At 58.4% G+C, this 15,871-nt stretch carries 15 protein-coding genes; 8 read left to right on the top strand and 7 right to left on the bottom strand.

Going from position 1 to position 15,871, the window contains the following annotated elements; translation table 11 throughout:
* Positions 1-35 precede the first annotated feature (35 nt).
* The 8 genes from ACR0AY_RS05530 to ACR0AY_RS05495 all read left to right on the top strand — a co-directional run bounded on the left by ACR0AY_RS05530 (position 36) and on the right by ACR0AY_RS05495 (position 9,000).
* Positions 36-1,502 carry an aldehyde dehydrogenase family protein gene (locus tag ACR0AY_RS05530; protein ID WP_480453815.1) on the top strand — a complete coding sequence of 489 codons (1,467 nt, stop codon included), beginning with the start codon at positions 36-38 and terminating at the stop codon, positions 1,500-1,502.
* A gap of 55 nt (positions 1,503-1,557) precedes the next feature.
* Positions 1,558-2,532, top strand: a complete 975-nt coding sequence (locus tag ACR0AY_RS05525; RefSeq protein WP_170512692.1) for an ABC transporter substrate-binding protein — start codon at positions 1,558-1,560, stop codon at positions 2,530-2,532.
* 67 nt (positions 2,533-2,599) lie between these two features.
* On the top strand, positions 2,600-4,135 hold the full coding sequence (locus ACR0AY_RS05520; protein WP_480453813.1) for a sugar ABC transporter ATP-binding protein: 1,536 nt from the start codon (positions 2,600-2,602) through the stop codon (positions 4,133-4,135).
* Entirely contained in the window at positions 4,120-5,097 is a 978-nt protein-coding gene (locus ACR0AY_RS05515) for an ABC transporter permease (protein ID WP_170512694.1), read from the top strand. Before ACR0AY_RS05520 ends, ACR0AY_RS05515 begins: the two co-directional genes overlap by 16 nt.
* Positions 5,098-5,100: 3 nt before the next feature.
* Positions 5,101-6,096 (top strand): ABC transporter permease, encoded by a 996-nt coding sequence (locus ACR0AY_RS05510; RefSeq protein WP_170512696.1) that lies wholly within the window; start codon positions 5,101-5,103, stop codon positions 6,094-6,096.
* On the top strand, positions 6,096-7,196 hold the full coding sequence (locus ACR0AY_RS05505) for a mandelate racemase/muconate lactonizing enzyme family protein (RefSeq protein ID WP_170512698.1): 1,101 nt from the start codon (positions 6,096-6,098) through the stop codon (positions 7,194-7,196). The genes ACR0AY_RS05510 and ACR0AY_RS05505 overlap by 1 nt, the downstream gene beginning before the upstream one ends.
* Entirely contained in the window at positions 7,193-8,233 is a 1,041-nt protein-coding gene (locus ACR0AY_RS05500) for an alcohol dehydrogenase catalytic domain-containing protein (protein ID WP_170512700.1), read from the top strand. Before ACR0AY_RS05505 ends, ACR0AY_RS05500 begins: the two co-directional genes overlap by 4 nt.
* A complete protein-coding gene (locus ACR0AY_RS05495; RefSeq protein WP_170512702.1) occupies positions 8,230-9,000 on the top strand; it encodes an SDR family oxidoreductase in 771 nt (256 codons plus the stop codon). The genes ACR0AY_RS05500 and ACR0AY_RS05495 overlap by 4 nt, the downstream gene beginning before the upstream one ends.
* Before the next feature lie 30 nt (positions 9,001-9,030).
* Here ACR0AY_RS05495 and ACR0AY_RS05490 read toward each other — a convergent pair whose 3' ends face one another.
* The 7 genes from ACR0AY_RS05490 to ACR0AY_RS05460 all read right to left on the bottom strand — a co-directional run bounded on the left by ACR0AY_RS05490 (position 9,031) and on the right by ACR0AY_RS05460 (position 15,794).
* Entirely contained in the window at positions 9,031-9,450 is a 420-nt protein-coding gene (locus ACR0AY_RS05490; protein ID WP_170512704.1) for a secondary thiamine-phosphate synthase enzyme YjbQ, read from the bottom strand.
* A gap of 112 nt (positions 9,451-9,562) precedes the next feature.
* Complete coding sequence (locus tag ACR0AY_RS05485; protein WP_170512706.1) at positions 9,563-10,426, bottom strand: sugar phosphate isomerase/epimerase family protein; 864 nt, start codon at positions 10,424-10,426, stop codon at positions 9,563-9,565.
* An 11-nt stretch (positions 10,427-10,437) separates the two neighbouring features.
* A complete protein-coding gene (locus tag ACR0AY_RS05480; RefSeq protein WP_480453810.1) occupies positions 10,438-11,328 on the bottom strand; it encodes an NAD(P)-dependent oxidoreductase in 891 nt (296 codons plus the stop codon).
* A gap of 224 nt (positions 11,329-11,552) precedes the next feature.
* Positions 11,553-12,734, bottom strand: a complete 1,182-nt coding sequence (uxuA, locus tag ACR0AY_RS05475; RefSeq protein ID WP_170512710.1) for a mannonate dehydratase — start codon at positions 12,732-12,734, stop codon at positions 11,553-11,555.
* On the bottom strand, positions 12,731-13,783 hold the full coding sequence (locus tag ACR0AY_RS05470) for a Gfo/Idh/MocA family protein (RefSeq protein WP_170512712.1): 1,053 nt from the start codon (positions 13,781-13,783) through the stop codon (positions 12,731-12,733). Before ACR0AY_RS05470 ends, uxuA begins: the two co-directional genes overlap by 4 nt.
* On the bottom strand, positions 13,780-14,781 hold the full coding sequence (locus ACR0AY_RS05465; protein WP_170512714.1) for a Gfo/Idh/MocA family protein: 1,002 nt from the start codon (positions 14,779-14,781) through the stop codon (positions 13,780-13,782). The genes ACR0AY_RS05470 and ACR0AY_RS05465 overlap by 4 nt, the downstream gene beginning before the upstream one ends.
* Positions 14,778-15,794, bottom strand: coding sequence for a Gfo/Idh/MocA family protein (locus tag ACR0AY_RS05460; RefSeq protein ID WP_170512716.1), 1,017 nt, complete (start codon positions 15,792-15,794; stop codon positions 14,778-14,780). Before ACR0AY_RS05460 ends, ACR0AY_RS05465 begins: the two co-directional genes overlap by 4 nt.
* Positions 15,795-15,871: the final 77 nt, after the last annotated feature.

Below are 15,871 nucleotides of genomic sequence, written 5' to 3'. Positions count from 1 at the left end.
AATGTGGTCTGACCGAGCAAACGCGGGAGGCGAAATTGCGGTCTGTAGTGGGGGAGTTGGGTCAGGTGGTTCGGCATTCGATGTTCATCGATGGCCGCTTTACCGACTCTGACGCGGACACGGTTGGTATCGAGAACCCTGCAAATGAAGAGATCTTTGCGCAAGTTCCAGATGGCGGTGCCGCTCATGCGGATGCGGCCGTCGAGGCGGCCCATCGTGCTTTTGGCTCGTGGTCCTCGCGCCCGGCGATCGAGCGGGCGCGACTGGTTCAGCGGTTGGCCGAGGCCATCCGGATTGACGCCGGGCGTCTGGCCGCTCTGATCACGGTCGAGCAGGGCAAGCCGATCACGCAGGCCCGAAGTGAAGTTGATGCCGCTGTTACCTTTCTTTGCCATGCGGCTGAAGAGGCCCGGAGGATTTCGGGTGACATAGTGGAATCGGACAACAAGTCCGAGGAAATCCAGATCCGGCGTCATCCTTATGGCGTTGTTGTTGCGTTGACGGCCTGGAACTATCCGCTGGCATTGGCCGCCAGGAAAGTCGGGCCTGCGCTGGTCGCGGGCAATACTGTTGTTCTGTTGGGGCACGAAATCACGCCGCTGTCCGGTCTCGCGATCGCCGAGCTTGCCGAAAAGGTCGGGTTTCCGGCCGGTGTTCTGAATGTTCTGACAGGCAAGGGGCCGGTGGTAGGGCAGCGGTTGGTCGAACACCCCGATACCTCACTGATCACAATGACCGGCAGCACACGAGCCGGTAAAGAGATTTTTCGCGCCGCGGCCGACCGGATCAAGGTTGTCCGGCTCGAGCTTGGCGGCAAGGCTCCGTTCATCGTGATGGAGGATGCGGATATTGACGCCGCCGTTTCGGCCGCGATTGCCGCCCGGTTTGCCAATTGCGGCCAGATTTGCACCTGCAACGAGCGTATGTATCTACATCGCGGCATTGCGGATCAGTTTCTTGAAAAATTCGTGTCTGCGGCCCGTGCTTTGTCGATCGGGGATCCGATGGAGGACTGCGATCTGGGTCCCAAAGTCAGCAAGGCCGAGGTGTCCAAGGTCGACGAAATCATTAAGCGCAGCATCACGGAAGGTGCCACGGTTCATCTGGAAGGCGGGCCCCTGTTGGACAGCGCGCACCGCAAAGGACACTGGATGTCCCCGACGGTTCTTGAGGTCTCAGACAACGGCAATGCCGCGATGCAAGAGGAGGTCTTTGGCCCTGTGGCGACAGCCATGCGAGTCGAAGATTTTGATCAGGCGATAGAATTTGCGAATGACACATCATTCGGGCTGTCTGCCTATCTCTTTACGGGATCGCACCGGCGATTGATGGAGGCCCCGAGCCGTTTGAAGTTCGGCGAATTGTACCTGAACCGCTCCAATGGTGAGGCCGTACAGGGATTTCACACCGGTTGGGGTTTGTCCGGGGTTGGGGGCGAAGACGGCGCGTATGGCTTCGATGGCTATCTGAGGAAACAGACGACTTACATGAATTGGGCATGACCTGAGAACTCGCGGTCAAAACGGAGGCGACCGCACCAATGGAGGAGGAATAACCATGAAACGCAGAACTCTTTTGATCTCGACGGTTGTCGCGGGTGCGCTGTTGGGCACCACGGTGATCGCGCAGGATCTGCCACCGCTTGAGCAGAAGGATCGCTACAAGGTCGGCTTTGCGCAGATGGAGTCGAACAACCCGTGGCGCATTGCCGAGACGAAATCGTTCCATGACACGGCCGAGACTTGTGGCTGGGATCTGATCGCGACGGATGCGGCCGGATCTGCGGCAAAGCAGGTTGCGGATGTGGACAGCATGATCGCCCAAGGCATCGACGTTCTGTTTCTGCCCCCGCGGGAAGAAAAGCCGTTGATCCCAGCCGTTATGAAAGCACGCGCCGCCGGCATTCCCACTTTTCTCGTGGACCGCTCGGTTGATCCGGCCGTCGCCAAGCCAGGCGAGCATTTCGTAGCATTCCTGGGATCGGACTTCATTGATCAGGGCAACCGGGCCGCACAGTGGCTGATGGAGAATTTCGACGGCGACAATGGCGTCATCGTCCAGTTGGAAGGCACGACTGGTTCTTCACCTGCAAATGACCGCAAAAAAGGTTTCGACGACGCGATTGCAGCGGATGACCGCTTTGAGATCGTGGCTTCTCAGACCGGTGACTTTGCGCGCGACCTGGGTCGTCAGGTGATGGAAACCCTGCTGCAGGCGCACCCCGATGTGAACGTGGTCTACGCCCACAATGACGAGATGGCGATCGGTGCGATCCAGGCTCTGGAACTGGCCGGCCGCAAGCCCGGCGAGGACGTGACCATCGTTTCGATCGACGGGACACGCGATGCACTTCAGGCTATTATCGATGGCAAGATGGGGGTGACGGTGGAAAGCTCACCCTTCTTCGGCCCTCTGGCTTGTGAAGTCATGAATAAATACGCGGCTGGCGAGGCGATCCCGGAATGGGTGAAAGTCGAAGATCGCATCTTTACCAAGGACAATGCGGCCGATCACATCGACGAAGCCTATTGATTCTCCCTGGTGGGTGGTGCTGGCCTGTGGTCGGCGCCGCCTGCAAGCAATCGGAGGAAGACATCTCATGAATGCGCTCGTCTCGATGTCGGGAATTGAAAAGTCGTTTGCCGGCGTACCGGCACTGAGCCAGGCCAACCTGGAAATCGCGCCCGGCGAGGTTCATGCGCTGATCGGCCAGAACGGTGCGGGCAAATCGACGATGATCAAAGTTCTGACCGGAGTTTACGATCGGGATGCCGGCGACGTTCATCTGGCGGGTGTGCCAAGCCGCATCTCCACTCCACGCGAAGCGCAGGAATCCGGAATTGCCACCATCTATCAAGAGCTCAACCTGGTACCGCTGCGGTCAGTGACTGAAAACATCATCATGGGGTACGAGCCCAAACGTCTCGGCTTTCTGGTCGACTGGCGCGAGGGCAACAGGCGCGCACGCGAGGTGCTTACGCGCTTTGGCATAGATATCGACGTGACCGAGCCGTTAGGAAATTTCTCGACAGCGATCCAGCAGTTGGTTGCAATTGCGCGGGCTGTTTCGTTGGATGCGAAACTTGTCATCATGGACGAACCCACGTCGTCGCTGGATGCCAGCGAAGTCGAGGTGCTGTTCGGTGTTGTGCGCGAGTTGAAGAAACAGGGCGTGTCTGTTCTTTATGTTTCGCATTTCCTCGATGAGCTGTTCCAAATATGCGATCGAGTCACAACGATGCGAGATGGGCGCACCGTCAGCACGCGTAACGTCCAGGACACGACCAAACTGGAAATGATCGCGGACATGCTGGGCCGCAACAAGGATGAGATCGCGGCAGACGGTTTGACGGACTTCGCAGGTGCCAAGGCCAAGAAAGGCGATATCGTTTTACGGGCGGACTCTGTTTCAACAGGCCCGCGGCTGACGCATTTCGACCTCACGCTCCACCGCGGGGAAATCGTCGGGTTGGGCGGATTGCTGGGCTCTGGCCGGACCGAGGCGGCGCGCGCTTTGTTCGGAGTGGACGGGAAACGCAGCGGCGCAATCGAGTTGCATGGCACGGTCGGTCAACCGTCCGGACCGGGTGACGCGATCGCGAACGGCGTCGGCTTTCTGACCGAAGATCGCAAGGCCGAAGGGATCATTCCAGACATGTCCGTGCGCGAGAACATGACGCTGGCCCTGCTGCCGAAACTGGCCAGCCGTGGTCAGATCGATTTTGCCCGCGAGCGCGAGATTGTTCAGGCGTTCATCGACGATCTGGGCATCAAGGCGGCGCATATGGACCAACCCATTCGCGAATTGTCCGGCGGCAACCAGCAGAAGGTGCTGCTTGCCCGTTGGCTGGCGACGCAGCCCGACATCCTGATACTCGACGAGCCGACCCGAGGCGTGGATGTTGGCGCCAAGCGAGAGATCCAATCGTTCATTCGGTCTTATGTCGAGAAGGGGTTTGGCGTCGTTCTCATCAGTTCGGAATTCGAAGAGCTGGTGGAAGGCGCCGATCGCATCGTTGTCATGCACGAGGGGCGCTCGGTCAAGGAACTGACCAACCCCGGGGTTACCGAGAACATACTGGTGCGCGCGCTCGCGCATCATGAAGAAGGAACTGGTTCATGGACCGCGCAATGAAGTTGCCGCAACGGGTCGCATCAATGCCCTTCCGCTTTCACGGCGGCATCGCCGCGTTGGTCGCCCTATTAGTGTTCAACGCGTTTTTCACACCTAATTTCCTGCAACTGCAAACCCTGTTCGTAAATATCAGCCAGGTCGCTACGATCGCCATAGTGGCCATGGGGATGACGCTGGTAATCGCCACGGGTGGGATCGATCTGTCGGTTGGGGCGGTCATGGCGCTGGCGGGGGCGCTTGCTCCGCTGATCTTTCTGTCGGATCTGGGCGCTGCCAATCCGATGCTAGGCGTCACTTTGGCCATTGTCCTGCCGCTGTTCATTGCGGGGCTATGCGGGGTATTCAACGGCGTGATGGTTGCCGTGTTGAACGTGCAGCCCATCGTTGCGACGCTCATTCTCTTCATCTCTGGTCGCGGTATTGCCCAAGTCTTGACGAACGGGAACCTGCAGACGTTTTCAAACCCTTCATTCAGTTATCTTGGAACTGGTAAAGTGCTTGGTTTGCCGTTCCAGGGCTGGCTGGCGCTGGCCATTGCCTGTGTGCTGTTTTGGGTGATCACCAGAACCACATGGGGCCGTTACCTGCTGGCCATAGGGGGCAATGAACGCGCGGCCTATCTGTCGGGTGGTCCCGTCCGACGGGTCAAGATCGGGGCCTATGTCATCTGCGCGGTGCTTGCGGGCCTAGCCGGTTTGATCGTGGTTGCAATCAACTCGGCCTCGGACGCCGCGCGCAACGGCAATCTGATGGAGCTTGATGCCATCGCGGCCGCGGTTGTTGGCGGGGCTCTTTTGCAAGGCGGGCGAGCGCCGATCTTTGGTGCCATACTGGGTGCCGTCATCATCCAGTTGGTCAAATATACATTGTTGGCCAACGGGGTAGAGGACGAAGTTGCACTGATCGCCAAGGCCGTCATCATTATCCTGGCCGTTTGGGTCCAGCAGTTTCGGAGGGCTTAATCGATGTTGGATGAAACGGCTTTTGACCTGCGAAAATACCTTCGACGTAATTCGGCCTCGGTGACGGTGTGGATCGCACTGCTGGCTTTGATTCTGTTCGGGCTGATGCGCTATAACAACTTTGGCAGCGCCTACAATTTCTCGTCTTTCCTGAATTACAACGCGATGTTCATCGCGATTGCGCTGGGCATGTGTTTTGTGATCATGACCGGTGGGATTGATCTGTCGGTCGGGTCCGTGGCGGCCTTTACCTCGGTTGTTGCGGCCTATCTCAGCCCGTATGGGATTCAGGTTGCGTTGCCTGGGGCCGTTCTTGCCGGGGTTGGTTTCGGGGCGATCAACGCCTTTTGCATAATCATCCTTCGGATCCCGCCCTTCATCGCCACGCTAGCCACCATGCTGGCCGCAAAAGGCGGCGCATTGGTGATTTCGGGCGCCCAGACAATTTCGGTCGATTGGGGGTCGAACTTCACCAAGCTTGGCATGGGGCAGGCGTTTGGCCTGTTTCCATGGGCGATCGTCATCGTGGCCGGACTGACTCTGGCACTTTGGCTGGTGCTGGAAAGAACAACCATCGGGCGGACCGTCTTGGCGATCGGTGGCAGCGAGGATGCCTCGAACCTCATGGGTCTGAAGGTCAATCGCGCCAAGGCTTTCGTCTACCTGCTGTCGGGTGGCTGTGCGGGGCTGGCCGGAGTCTTTCTGGCCTCGGGTTTTGGAGCTGGGCAACCCCTTGAAGGCATCGGATGGGAATTATCGGCCATCGCGTCCGTCGTGGTGGGCGGAACTTTATTGACGGGTGGGATGGGATCGATCCCTGCGACGGTCGCCGGAGCGCTGTTGCTGGGGCTGGTCTTCAACGTTCTAAACTTTGAAAACGGTCAGGGCACCATCAGTTTCAGTGCCTATTGGCAAATGGTCATACGTGGAGGCTTTCTATTTGCGGTCATCCTTTTACAGTCTCGGGTTATTGCCAGGCAGCAGAAGGTCTTAGGTTAATGAATCGCATAGAAAGTGTATCAGCGCGGCTGTTCAACGTTCCGCTCGCCGAAGTCCTAGTCGATGCCAAACATGGGGATCACACGTTTTTTCAATTGATCACTGTCACCATTCAAACCTCGGATGGTGTCGAGGGGGTCGGGTATACCTATACCGGGGGCAAGGGTGGCCATGCCATCTTGGCGATGATCCAGCATGACCTGGCACCGTTCCTTGTTGGACAAGACGCCGAACAGATCGAAAGCCTGTACGATGCCATGCAGTGGCACGTGCACTACGTCGCACGGGGCGGGATCGCCTCGTTTGCCATCTCGGCCGTAGATATTGCACTGTGGGATATTCGCGGCAGAACGCAGAATGCGCCATTGTGGCAGATGGCCGGTGGAGCGTCCAAACGGTGCAAGGCCTATGCCGGCGGGATCGACCTGAATTTCTCGTTGGAGAAACTGCTGAGTCAGACCGAAGGGTACCTTGCGCGTGGGTTCAACGCAGTCAAGATCAAGGTCGGTCAACCAGACCTGGCCGACGATCTTGCACGTGCCCGGGCGGTGCGCGAGATGCTGGGGCCGGACCGGTTCTTCATGGTCGATGCGAATTACTCTATGAGTGTCGAACAGGCCATCGTCGCTGCCAGAGGGTTCGCCGACTGCGATATCCTGTGGTTCGAGGAACCGACTATTCCAGACGATTACAAAGGTTATGGTCGGATTGTCGAAGCGACGGGCGTTCCCCTTGCCATGGGTGAAAACCTGCACACCATACACGAATTTGAATACGCCTTTGATGACGCGAAACTGAGTTTTGTCCAGCCCGATGCCTCAAACTGCGGTGGAATCACCGGCTGGCTGCGCGTGGCCGCGCTAAGCGCACAGCACGGCATTCCGGTTTGCAGTCATGGGATGCAGGAGCTGCACGTCAGCCTTGTTTCTGCGCAACCCAACGCAGGCTGGCTAGAAGTACACTCTTTCCCGATAGACCAGTACACGACCCGTCCACTAGTTGTCGAAGACTGTCTGGCCGTGGCCCCGGATACCCCGGGAACCGGAGTGGAATTCGACTGGGACAAATTGAATGCGGAACACAAGGAGATGCATAGATGACGACCCAGACGATCACTGCCGCATACTACAGGGGTAAAAAGAGCTTTGCAGTAGAGCAAGCCCAAGCGACAGATCCGGGTCCCGGCGAGGCTGCCATTCGTGTTGCCTATTGTGGGATTTGCGGGACGGATATGCACGTCTACCACGGCAACATGGATGCCCGCGTCGGCCTGAACCGGGTGATTGGGCATGAGATGTCAGGTGTGGTCGAAGCGGTGGGCGAGGGCGTCGATACGGTCGAACCCGGCCAGAAGGTCGTTGTCCGACCGCTTGATCATTGCGGAGAATGCCCAGCTTGCAAGCGGGGGCATCAGCATATCTGTCAGAATCTCAAGTTTCTCGGCCTCGACACCGATGGCGCGATGCAAGAGATCTGGAGTGTTCCGGCCCACACGTTGCACGTTCTGCCGGATGACTTGCGCATGGATCACGCGGCGCTGATCGAGCCGGTTGCCGTTGCCTGCCACGATGTGCGGCTGTCTGACCTGCAACCTGGAGAGGACGTTGTCGTTATCGGCGGCGGCCCGATTGGCATCCTGGTTGCCATGGTTGCGCGGGACGCGGGTGGAAATGTCGTGATTTCCGAAGTGAATCCGAACCGTCTTGCGATTGCTGAAAAACTTGGCTTTGACACGATCAACCCAATCGAAACCGATCTGGTGTCCACAATCAACGCGCGCACGGGCGACAAAGGGGCAGATGTGGTTTTCGAGGTGTCAGGAACGCAGCCCGGTGTCGATGCAATGACCGCCGTTGCCGCGACTCGGGCCCGGATCGTAATGGTCGCGATCCATGCTCAAAAGCCCCAGATCGACCTGTTCCAGTTCTTCTGGCGAGAGCTGCGACTGATCGGTGCTCGGGTCTATGAGCCAGAGGATTACGAGAAAGCCATTGCAGTTGTCGCCTCGGGCGGAGTGGACGCGGATGTTGTGATCACGGACGTCAGCCCGCTGGCAGACATCCAGGCCGCGTTCGAAGCACTGGATCGCAGCCCAACCGCAATGAAAAGCCTGATCGAAGTAGGACCGCGTTCATGAGTGTTTTGCAAAGTTTCGACCTGACGGGAAAGACGGCCCTTGTGACCGGGTGCAAACGCGGTATCGGGCGCGGTATGGCCGAAGCATTGGCATCGGCCGGAGCCAATATCATCGGAGTGTCCGCCTCGCTCGAGCTGTCTGGCTCGGATGTCGAAAAAGCCGTGACGGCGATGGGACGCAATTTCCGGGCCTACCAATGCGACTTCTCGGATCGCACCGCGCTGCATGGGTTCATTGATCAGTTGAGGGCCGACGGACAAACCCCTGATATACTTGTCAACAATGCCGGCACGATCAAACGCAAACCCGCCGCCGAACACCCGGACGACTGGTGGGACGAAGTGATGGAGGTGAACCTGTCCTCGCAGTTCGTTCTGTCACGCGAGATCGGCAAGGACATGCTGGCGCGCGGCTCGGGGAAGATCATCTTCACTGCATCGCTGCTTACTTTTCAGGGCGGCATCACCGTTCCGGGCTATGCGGCCTCGAAAGGCGGGATTGGACAGCTGACCAAAGCCTTGGCCAACGAATGGGCCGGGCAGGGCGTAAACGTGAATGCGATCGCGCCTGGCTACATCGCGACCGACAACACCCAAGCCCTGCGGGATGATCCGATCCGGTCGAAGTCGATCCTGGAACGAACACCCCAAGGCCGTTGGGGTACGCCTGTTGATTTTGCGGGACCGGTGGTCTTTCTGGCCTCGGCTGCGTCGGACTTCGTCAACGGTGAGATCCTTGTAGTCGACGGGGGTTGGATGGGGCGTTAGCACTGCCAACGCTCCATGTGATCCAAGGCATCACGTCCCGATGTAGTGCACCTTCAATCGGCGTGCCTTGGGTGCTTCCCGATGTTCGAACAGGTACAGGCTTTGTACGCGACCCAGCGGAAGCTGCCCTTGTTCGACCGGGATCGATACCTGAGTTTGCGTCAACAGCGCCCGCAGATGCGATGGAGCGTTGTCGTCCTCGGTCGGGCGGTGGTGATACTTGCCTGGTGACTTGGGTACGAGTTTCTCGAAGAACGTCTCGATATCCTTGAGCACTTCGGGATCGGCATTGGCCTGCACCAACAGCGCGGCACCGGTGTGGACGCACCAAAGGGTCAGCAGGCCCGAGACAAATTCGTGTTCGGACACCGCACGCTGAACGATCCCGCTGATGTCGATGAGGGATTTGCCCGGCGTTTCAATGGACAGATCAAAAAACTGTTGCTTCATCCAGCAGGCCCTTTCCTTGATTTCACGCGATCGCGACCAGTCTCGTATACCCCATTCGGCATTCAGCTGCGGGGCTCAAATATCTGATTTATAGGGTATATTGACTGTAAGTTCATGCAAACAGGCTTTTGAACCTGTCCACACACAGACGAAAACCATCTTCGAAATTCCCGTTGCCGGGGTGATAAACGCTTTCGAAAGAAATGACGCCATCATAGCCGTCGGATCTAAGCGCGTCCGCGATGGGTTGGAACAAAGGCGCAAGCTGACCTTCCCCCATGCGGCGCACTTCCAGTGTTGCCCGTGGCGTGTCGACCTTCACGTCCTTGATGTGAATGTGACCCAGATAGCCGCCGCGCAGTTCTTCATAACCGTCCGGATATGCTAGTTCATGGCACCAGCAGTTGTTTCCGGGGTCCCACAGCACTTTCAAAGAGTCTTTTGCGTCCAACTCGTCAATCAGCTTGCGGGCTGTATAGTTGGAATTGACCAGCGTGCCGTTTCCGGTTTCCACGACAAGCGTCACGCCCTCAGCTCTTGCCAGTTCAACCGCCGGCGCGATCAGCGGCGGCATCGAGTCCCATACCCCATGCGCTACGTTCCACTTCTCGGCGCCGTTTTTTCCCCACAGTATCTGCTCTTTTCGTTGGGTCATGATCCGAACCAGCGGAGACCCAACAACATGCGCCATGTCGATTACGCGTTTCAAGGCGTCCATATGCCGAGTGTGCAGGTCATCGCCGGGCCTGTTGGCAGCTGTCATCCCCGCAAAGATATGGCGCGACAGACATGACACAGGCTTGCCCCGGTCGCGCAAGAGCGCGTTGATCTCGGCAACTTCCTGCGGGGAATGATCCCCGACCTCCGCATCGCCAACGAACTGAAGCTCTGCATAGTCCAGACCGAATTCGTCCATAACGTCCACGGCATGCCGCAGATCGCGGGAAATGCCGTCACAAATTACACCTAATTTCATGTCCGGTCCCCTCAGCGATGCAATTCTGCGCCAACGATCTCTTCGATGACGCGAGTACACACCCAGTTGTCGCCATTCGGGTATTTAGTTTTTCCTGCGTGAAAGATCTGCATTGCGGATGACGCTGTGTGCATGGGAACGCCCAATGCACCGGCGAGTGCCAGCGAGATCGTCAGGTCCTTATGCATGGTTGCGATATGGCTGCCGGTGGCCTCGAACTTGCGATCAATGATGTTTTCAAGGGCGGTATTCACGACGCCGCACCCCGCGCTGGAGGACGAGAACACATCAAGCAATGCCTGACCGCTGACACCGGCTTTGGCCGCCAGGGCCGCAGCCTCGAATGTGGCGGAAAAGATCGATCCGATCAGGGATTGCAGGCAGGCTTTCACGGTTTGCCCGTCGCCAGCGTTTTCGCCGACCCGATGAATTGTTGCCGACACTGCCTGCATGACTTCTGCATTTCGGTCCAGCACATCCGCAGCACCGGCAGCCATCATCGTCAATGTGCCGTTCTGCGCGCCGGGAAACCCACCTGAGACCGGCGTGTCGATTAAGTTAATCCCCGAGCCTTCCATATCCTGCCCGATGGCGCGGGCTTCGGCCGGGGTAATGGTCGCCGACAGGATGACCGTTCCGCCTTTGGCCATGTTCGCAACCAGCCCGTTTTCATCCAGAATGACATCGCGGGCCTGATCTCCGTTCATTACCATGACAAACACACTGGCGGCGTGTCGACCGACCTGTCCCACGCTGTCCTTGGGCCGGCCGCCCATGTCAGCAAATGCCGTCATGCGCGTCTCGCTCAGGTCGAAACCGGATGTTTCGAAGCCATTCTTGATCAGGTTCTTGGCAAGGCCGCTGCCCATGTCGCCAAGACCTATTACGCCTGCAGTATTCATTTGGGCTCCTCCCGATATTTCGCCGTTGCCGTATGGCAGGCGTTTCGAAAAATGATGCCTAATCGCATCGGTTTTCGCGGGAGTTTCACGCGTCTTGAACAGACGTCGGGCGAGTCCGGAAGACACCCCGCTGCCCGTTTACGTACCGTAAGTAAACGAAGAATGCGGCGCTCAGGCAAGCAAAGAAGTGTTGCGGGTGAAAAGAAACCGCCTGATCCGACGCGTTACGAGAACGCCGCCATGATGCCGCGCAGTTCCGCAAGCCCGCGCATACGCCCGATCAACGGATAGCCGGGAGTACTGTGTCCGCCCAGATCGCTCAGCAGTTCTTGTCCGTGGTCGGGCCGCATCGGAATTTGCCAGTCGCCACGCCCTTGAGATTTGCGGCGGCGCTGTTCGTTCATCAGTTCGCGAATGGTGCCGACCATGTCGGTGTCGCCCTCCAGATGCGAGGCCTCAAAGAAGTCCGGTTTCTGGCTGTCTGATCCTGCGAAGCGTTGTGTATTTCGCAGATGGACAAAGTGAATTCGGTCGCCATGCCTGCGCACGAAGTCCGGCCCATCAAATTCGGGGGACACTCCCAGCGATCCGGTACACAACGTTGCGCCGTTCGCCAACAAATCAACCGCATCCAGAACGACGCCGTAGTCATCGGTGCTGGACATGATCCGCGGCAGACCAAGCAACGAGAACGGCGGATCATCCGGATGACAGCACAAGCGTAGTTCCAGTTCTTGGGCGACTGGGGCGACCTCTGACAGGAAGTCGATCAGGTTTGCGCGAAGCCGGTCACGATCTATATGAGCATAGGTTTGCAACAAAGCGCGCACGTCCTGCACGCTCCACTGATCGTTGGCGCCGGGCAACCCTGCAGTGACATTATGCTGCAACTGAGCCATGGATTTATCCGACATGCGCAAGAAGCGATCCTTGGCCGTTTGCTGGACGTCGCTGGAATAGTCTTCGGACGCGCCCGGACGTTCAAGAATATGTATGTCGAAAACAGCAAAATCGGTCAGGTCGAACAGCATGGCCGTTCCGCCGTGCGGCTGCGGTGCGCGAAGGGCGGTGCGCGTCCAATCCAGGATTGGCATGAAGTTGTAGCAAACGACTTTGATGCCACGGGCGGACAGGGACCTGAGGCTGGACTTATACGCCTGCAGATGTTCAGCCATGTCTGCGGACTGTGTTTTGATCGCCTCGGAGACGGGCAGGCTTTCGACAACGTCCCAACTGTACCCGGCAGTAGCCAGAACTGCTTGCCGATCGGCGATGCTTGGTTCGTCCCAGGGCTGTCCCGGCGGGATGTGATGCAGCGCGGTGACGATGCCCTGAACCCCGACTTGATGGAGAGCGGCAAGGGCGATCGGATCATCGGGTCCGAACCAACGCCAGCATTGTTTCATGGCAGCCATCCTTCATACAGCGGGTGATCGGGCCTGATGGGAAGGGCAACGCGCTGCCCGGTGCGCGCCGCGTGATAAATCGCCGTCACAAGGCCGATGGACACAGCGCCGTCCTGCAGCGTAACGGCTGAATTTACCTCGGACCGCAGCGCCCTGCCGACTTCGGTAAAGAACCCTTCGAAACCTGTTGGCTCGTCAGTGGCGGCTGCAAGGGCCTCGTCGATAGCGGCTTGATTCACAGAGTCCCGCGCGACGAATGTCCAGGGCGTTTGACCCGGGGCATAGGGTTCGGTGCCAGAGGTGGCGGTCACCTTTTCAAAGACGAGCCGCAGGCGGGATTCGTCCGTGGCGGCGCCCAGGGTGATATTGCTTGTACACAAAGCTCCGGAAGTCATGCCAAAGCAGATCGCGGCGCAGTCTTCGGTCTCGATCGGGTTGACCCGCGTTGTGGCCATTGCAGACACCCAGGCGATATCACCCGCGATATGAGCCAGCAGATCATGGTTGTGGATGGCATGGCCCAGCACTGCGCCGCCGCGTTCACCAGCCCATGTTCCCCGCCACGGCACAGCGTAATAGTCTGCCCCGCGGGACCAATGGGTCTCAAGCGCGGCAGTTTGGACCGCTCCGGTCAGGCCTGCGCGTTGCAGGTGGCGCAGTTGGGCCAGTGACGGCCCCCACCGGTATTGAAACACCGGAAACACCTGCTTGCCCGCGCTGCGTGTGGCTGCCGTGATCCGATCCACATCTTGCATCGAGGTCGCAAGAGGCTTTTCGCAGACAACGTGTTTTCCTGCGGCCAGTGCTGCAAGGGTGGTCGGTACATGCAGATGGGGCGGCAGGCAGATGTCGATGACATCAATCGCCGGATCATCAAGAGCGTCCTGAATGTTGGTTATTGCTCGAAAATCCGAGTTCTGCCGTATCTGTTCGATCCGGTCCGTATTCTGGTCGACCACGGCGGCTACGCGAAAGGTGCGGTCAAGCCGTTCCAGAGCGTCCAGATGTTGCGCACCGATACCTGCGCCAAGGATCGCAACGTTGATCATCTGCGTTCCGCCATTTCCTGCGCGTGCAGTGCCAGTTCCATGACCGTAAAGCAGTGGGTCTGTGTCATCGCGGTTTCGGTCCGGTTGCGGATGTCATCGGCCAGGCGCGCGAAGTAGGGAAGGCCGGCGTCGGCTGCGTCGATCTTTTGGCAGGTTTCACCATTGACGAGGATCAGATGGTCTGTCCCTGAGGCCCCACCCACATCGACGTATTTCCGCAACTCGATATATCCTTCGGTTCCGAGGATCGTCAGACGACCATCCCCCCAGTTTGGCAAGGCATCCGGCGTGAACCAGTCAACCCGGATGTACCCGGTGCCATTCTCGCTTCTTAGATTGAGTTCTCCGAAATCCTGCAATCCGGGATCTTTGGGGTTTGCGTAGTTCGCCACATAAGCGTTCGTGATTTCTGCGGTTTTCGAACCTGTGTAATGCAAGAACTGATCGATTTGATGCGAGGCGATGTCGGTCAGAATGCCGCCATAGCGGTCACGCTGAAAAAACCAATCCGGCCGGGTTGCCCGGTTCAATCGGTGCGGGCCAAGCCCAACCGTCTGGATCACGCGCCCGATGGCACCGGACTCGACCAACTCGGTCGCCCGGGTGCTGACGGGCGTTTCAAATCGTTCGGAAAAATTCACCGACCAGATTCGACCGGTGTCGGCGACCGCTCGCTTGATCTGGTCGAGTTGCTCGAACGTCGTGCAGCCCGGCTTGTCGCTCATGACATCCATGCCGTTTTGCATGGCGCGGATCGTCAACGCGGCCCTATCTGCCGGTATTGCCGAAATCAGCGCCAGATCCGCCCCACTGGTTAGGGCGTCTTCCAGTCGGGCCAGCCGCGGAATATCGGGAAACCTTTTGACGTAGCCCGGTAGCGATTCCGGATCGCCTTGTGTCCAGTAGCCAACGCAGTCCACGCCGATTTTACGCATGTTTTCCGTCATGCCATAGATATGGCGGTGGTCCAGGCCAAGGGCGACGCAGGTCAGGCTCATGAGATGACTCGTGTTTTCTGGCCGGTTCGATTGGCGATCTGCATCGCGTCTATGACGGCGTGGGTCAAAAGGGCACTGCGTCCGGTGGCCATGGGCAGCGTGCCATCGGCAACAGCCTTGGCGAAATCCTCGATGACCGCCTGATGCCAAGCATGGGTGAACGCCATGGGATCGGCCCCTCCGCCTGTGGCGGACGTTTCGCCAACCGTGGATTTATGACCATCGAAAGTCGTTAAGGTCAGGACACCTGACTCCAGATGCGCTTTGGCGCGTGTGCCTTGGATGGTAATGGACTCAGCGGCCCCGGGATATTCGGCAGTAGTCGCCATCATAGTGCCCACGGCGCCTCTATCCGTTTCAAAGACTGCACCTGCCCAATCCTCAGCTTCGAGATCGTGTAACGGAGTTTTTCTCATCATGGCTTGAATGTCCGAGATCGGCCCCAGCAGCCACATCGCAAGATCAAGCGTGTGGATTGCCTGCGAGATCATGACACCGCCTCCGTCGCGCGCATAAGTGCCGCGACCCGGCTCGTCATAGTAGCTCTGATCGCGCCACCAAGGGACACGGATCTCCACCGTGGCGATCGCGCCCAACTCACCCTGTTCAATGGCTGATTTCAGCGCCTGCGAGGCGGCGCGGGCGCGGTGCTGAAAGACGATGCCCAGCGGCACACCGGATACCTCGCACTGCTCGACGATGGCTGTCGCGGCGCCCAGCGTTCTCTCGATGGGCTTTTCCATCAGGATCGGTTTCGAAGCGCTCGAAAGAACCCGAACCAACTCTGAGCGCTGATCGGGCGGTGTTGCGATGATCGCAAAGTCGACGTTTGGGTCGTTTGCGATATCCTCGATCGAGCCGAATGCGCGAGTGCCGTTTCGCTGCGCGAACTCAGCTGCTTTTTCAGAGTTGCGCCCGAGGACGCCGGCAAGACTGAGGCCTTGATCCGATGCTTGAATGGCAGCGACATGCGTGCCCGAAACCATCCCCAAACCAATCAGCGCAATATTCATTCATTCCCCCGGATCACACGGTCAGTCTGCGGGTTCGAACGGGAAAGATGCAACCATTAAAAACTGTGTTAACAATT

This window comes from Ruegeria sp. A5 (genome assembly GCF_056543005.1).
The sequence above is the reverse complement of the archived record's forward strand: the minus strand, read 5'-3'. Positions and strand labels throughout refer to the sequence as shown.

Bases quoted from the DNA above. Each gene is read 5' to 3' on its own strand.
- ACR0AY_RS05525 (WP_170512692.1), top strand. From the start codon at position 1,558: ATGAAACGCAGAACTCTTTTGATCTCGACGGTTGTCGCGGGTGCGCTG.
- ACR0AY_RS05520 (WP_480453813.1), top strand. From the start codon at position 2,600: ATGAATGCGCTCGTCTCGATGTCGGGAATTGAAAAGTCGTTTGCCGGC.
- ACR0AY_RS05515 (WP_170512694.1), top strand. From the start codon at position 4,120: ATGGACCGCGCAATGAAGTTGCCGCAACGGGTCGCATCAATGCCCTTC.
- ACR0AY_RS05510 (WP_170512696.1), top strand. From the start codon at position 5,101: ATGTTGGATGAAACGGCTTTTGACCTGCGAAAATACCTTCGACGTAAT.
- ACR0AY_RS05505 (WP_170512698.1), top strand. From the start codon at position 6,096: ATGAATCGCATAGAAAGTGTATCAGCGCGGCTGTTCAACGTTCCGCTC.
- ACR0AY_RS05500 (WP_170512700.1), top strand. From the start codon at position 7,193: ATGACGACCCAGACGATCACTGCCGCATACTACAGGGGTAAAAAGAGC.
- ACR0AY_RS05495 (WP_170512702.1), top strand. From the start codon at position 8,230: ATGAGTGTTTTGCAAAGTTTCGACCTGACGGGAAAGACGGCCCTTGTG.
- ACR0AY_RS05490 (WP_170512704.1), bottom strand. From the start codon at position 9,450: ATGAAGCAACAGTTTTTTGATCTGTCCATTGAAACGCCGGGCAAATCC.
- ACR0AY_RS05485 (WP_170512706.1), bottom strand. From the start codon at position 10,426: ATGAAATTAGGTGTAATTTGTGACGGCATTTCCCGCGATCTGCGGCAT.
- ACR0AY_RS05480 (WP_480453810.1), bottom strand. From the start codon at position 11,328: ATGAATACTGCAGGCGTAATAGGTCTTGGCGACATGGGCAGCGGCCTT.
- uxuA (WP_170512710.1), bottom strand. From the start codon at position 12,734: ATGAAACAATGCTGGCGTTGGTTCGGACCCGATGATCCGATCGCCCTT.
- ACR0AY_RS05470 (WP_170512712.1), bottom strand. From the start codon at position 13,783: ATGATCAACGTTGCGATCCTTGGCGCAGGTATCGGTGCGCAACATCTG.
- ACR0AY_RS05465 (WP_170512714.1), bottom strand. From the start codon at position 14,781: ATGAGCCTGACCTGCGTCGCCCTTGGCCTGGACCACCGCCATATCTAT.
- ACR0AY_RS05460 (WP_170512716.1), bottom strand. From the start codon at position 15,794: ATGAATATTGCGCTGATTGGTTTGGGGATGGTTTCGGGCACGCATGTC.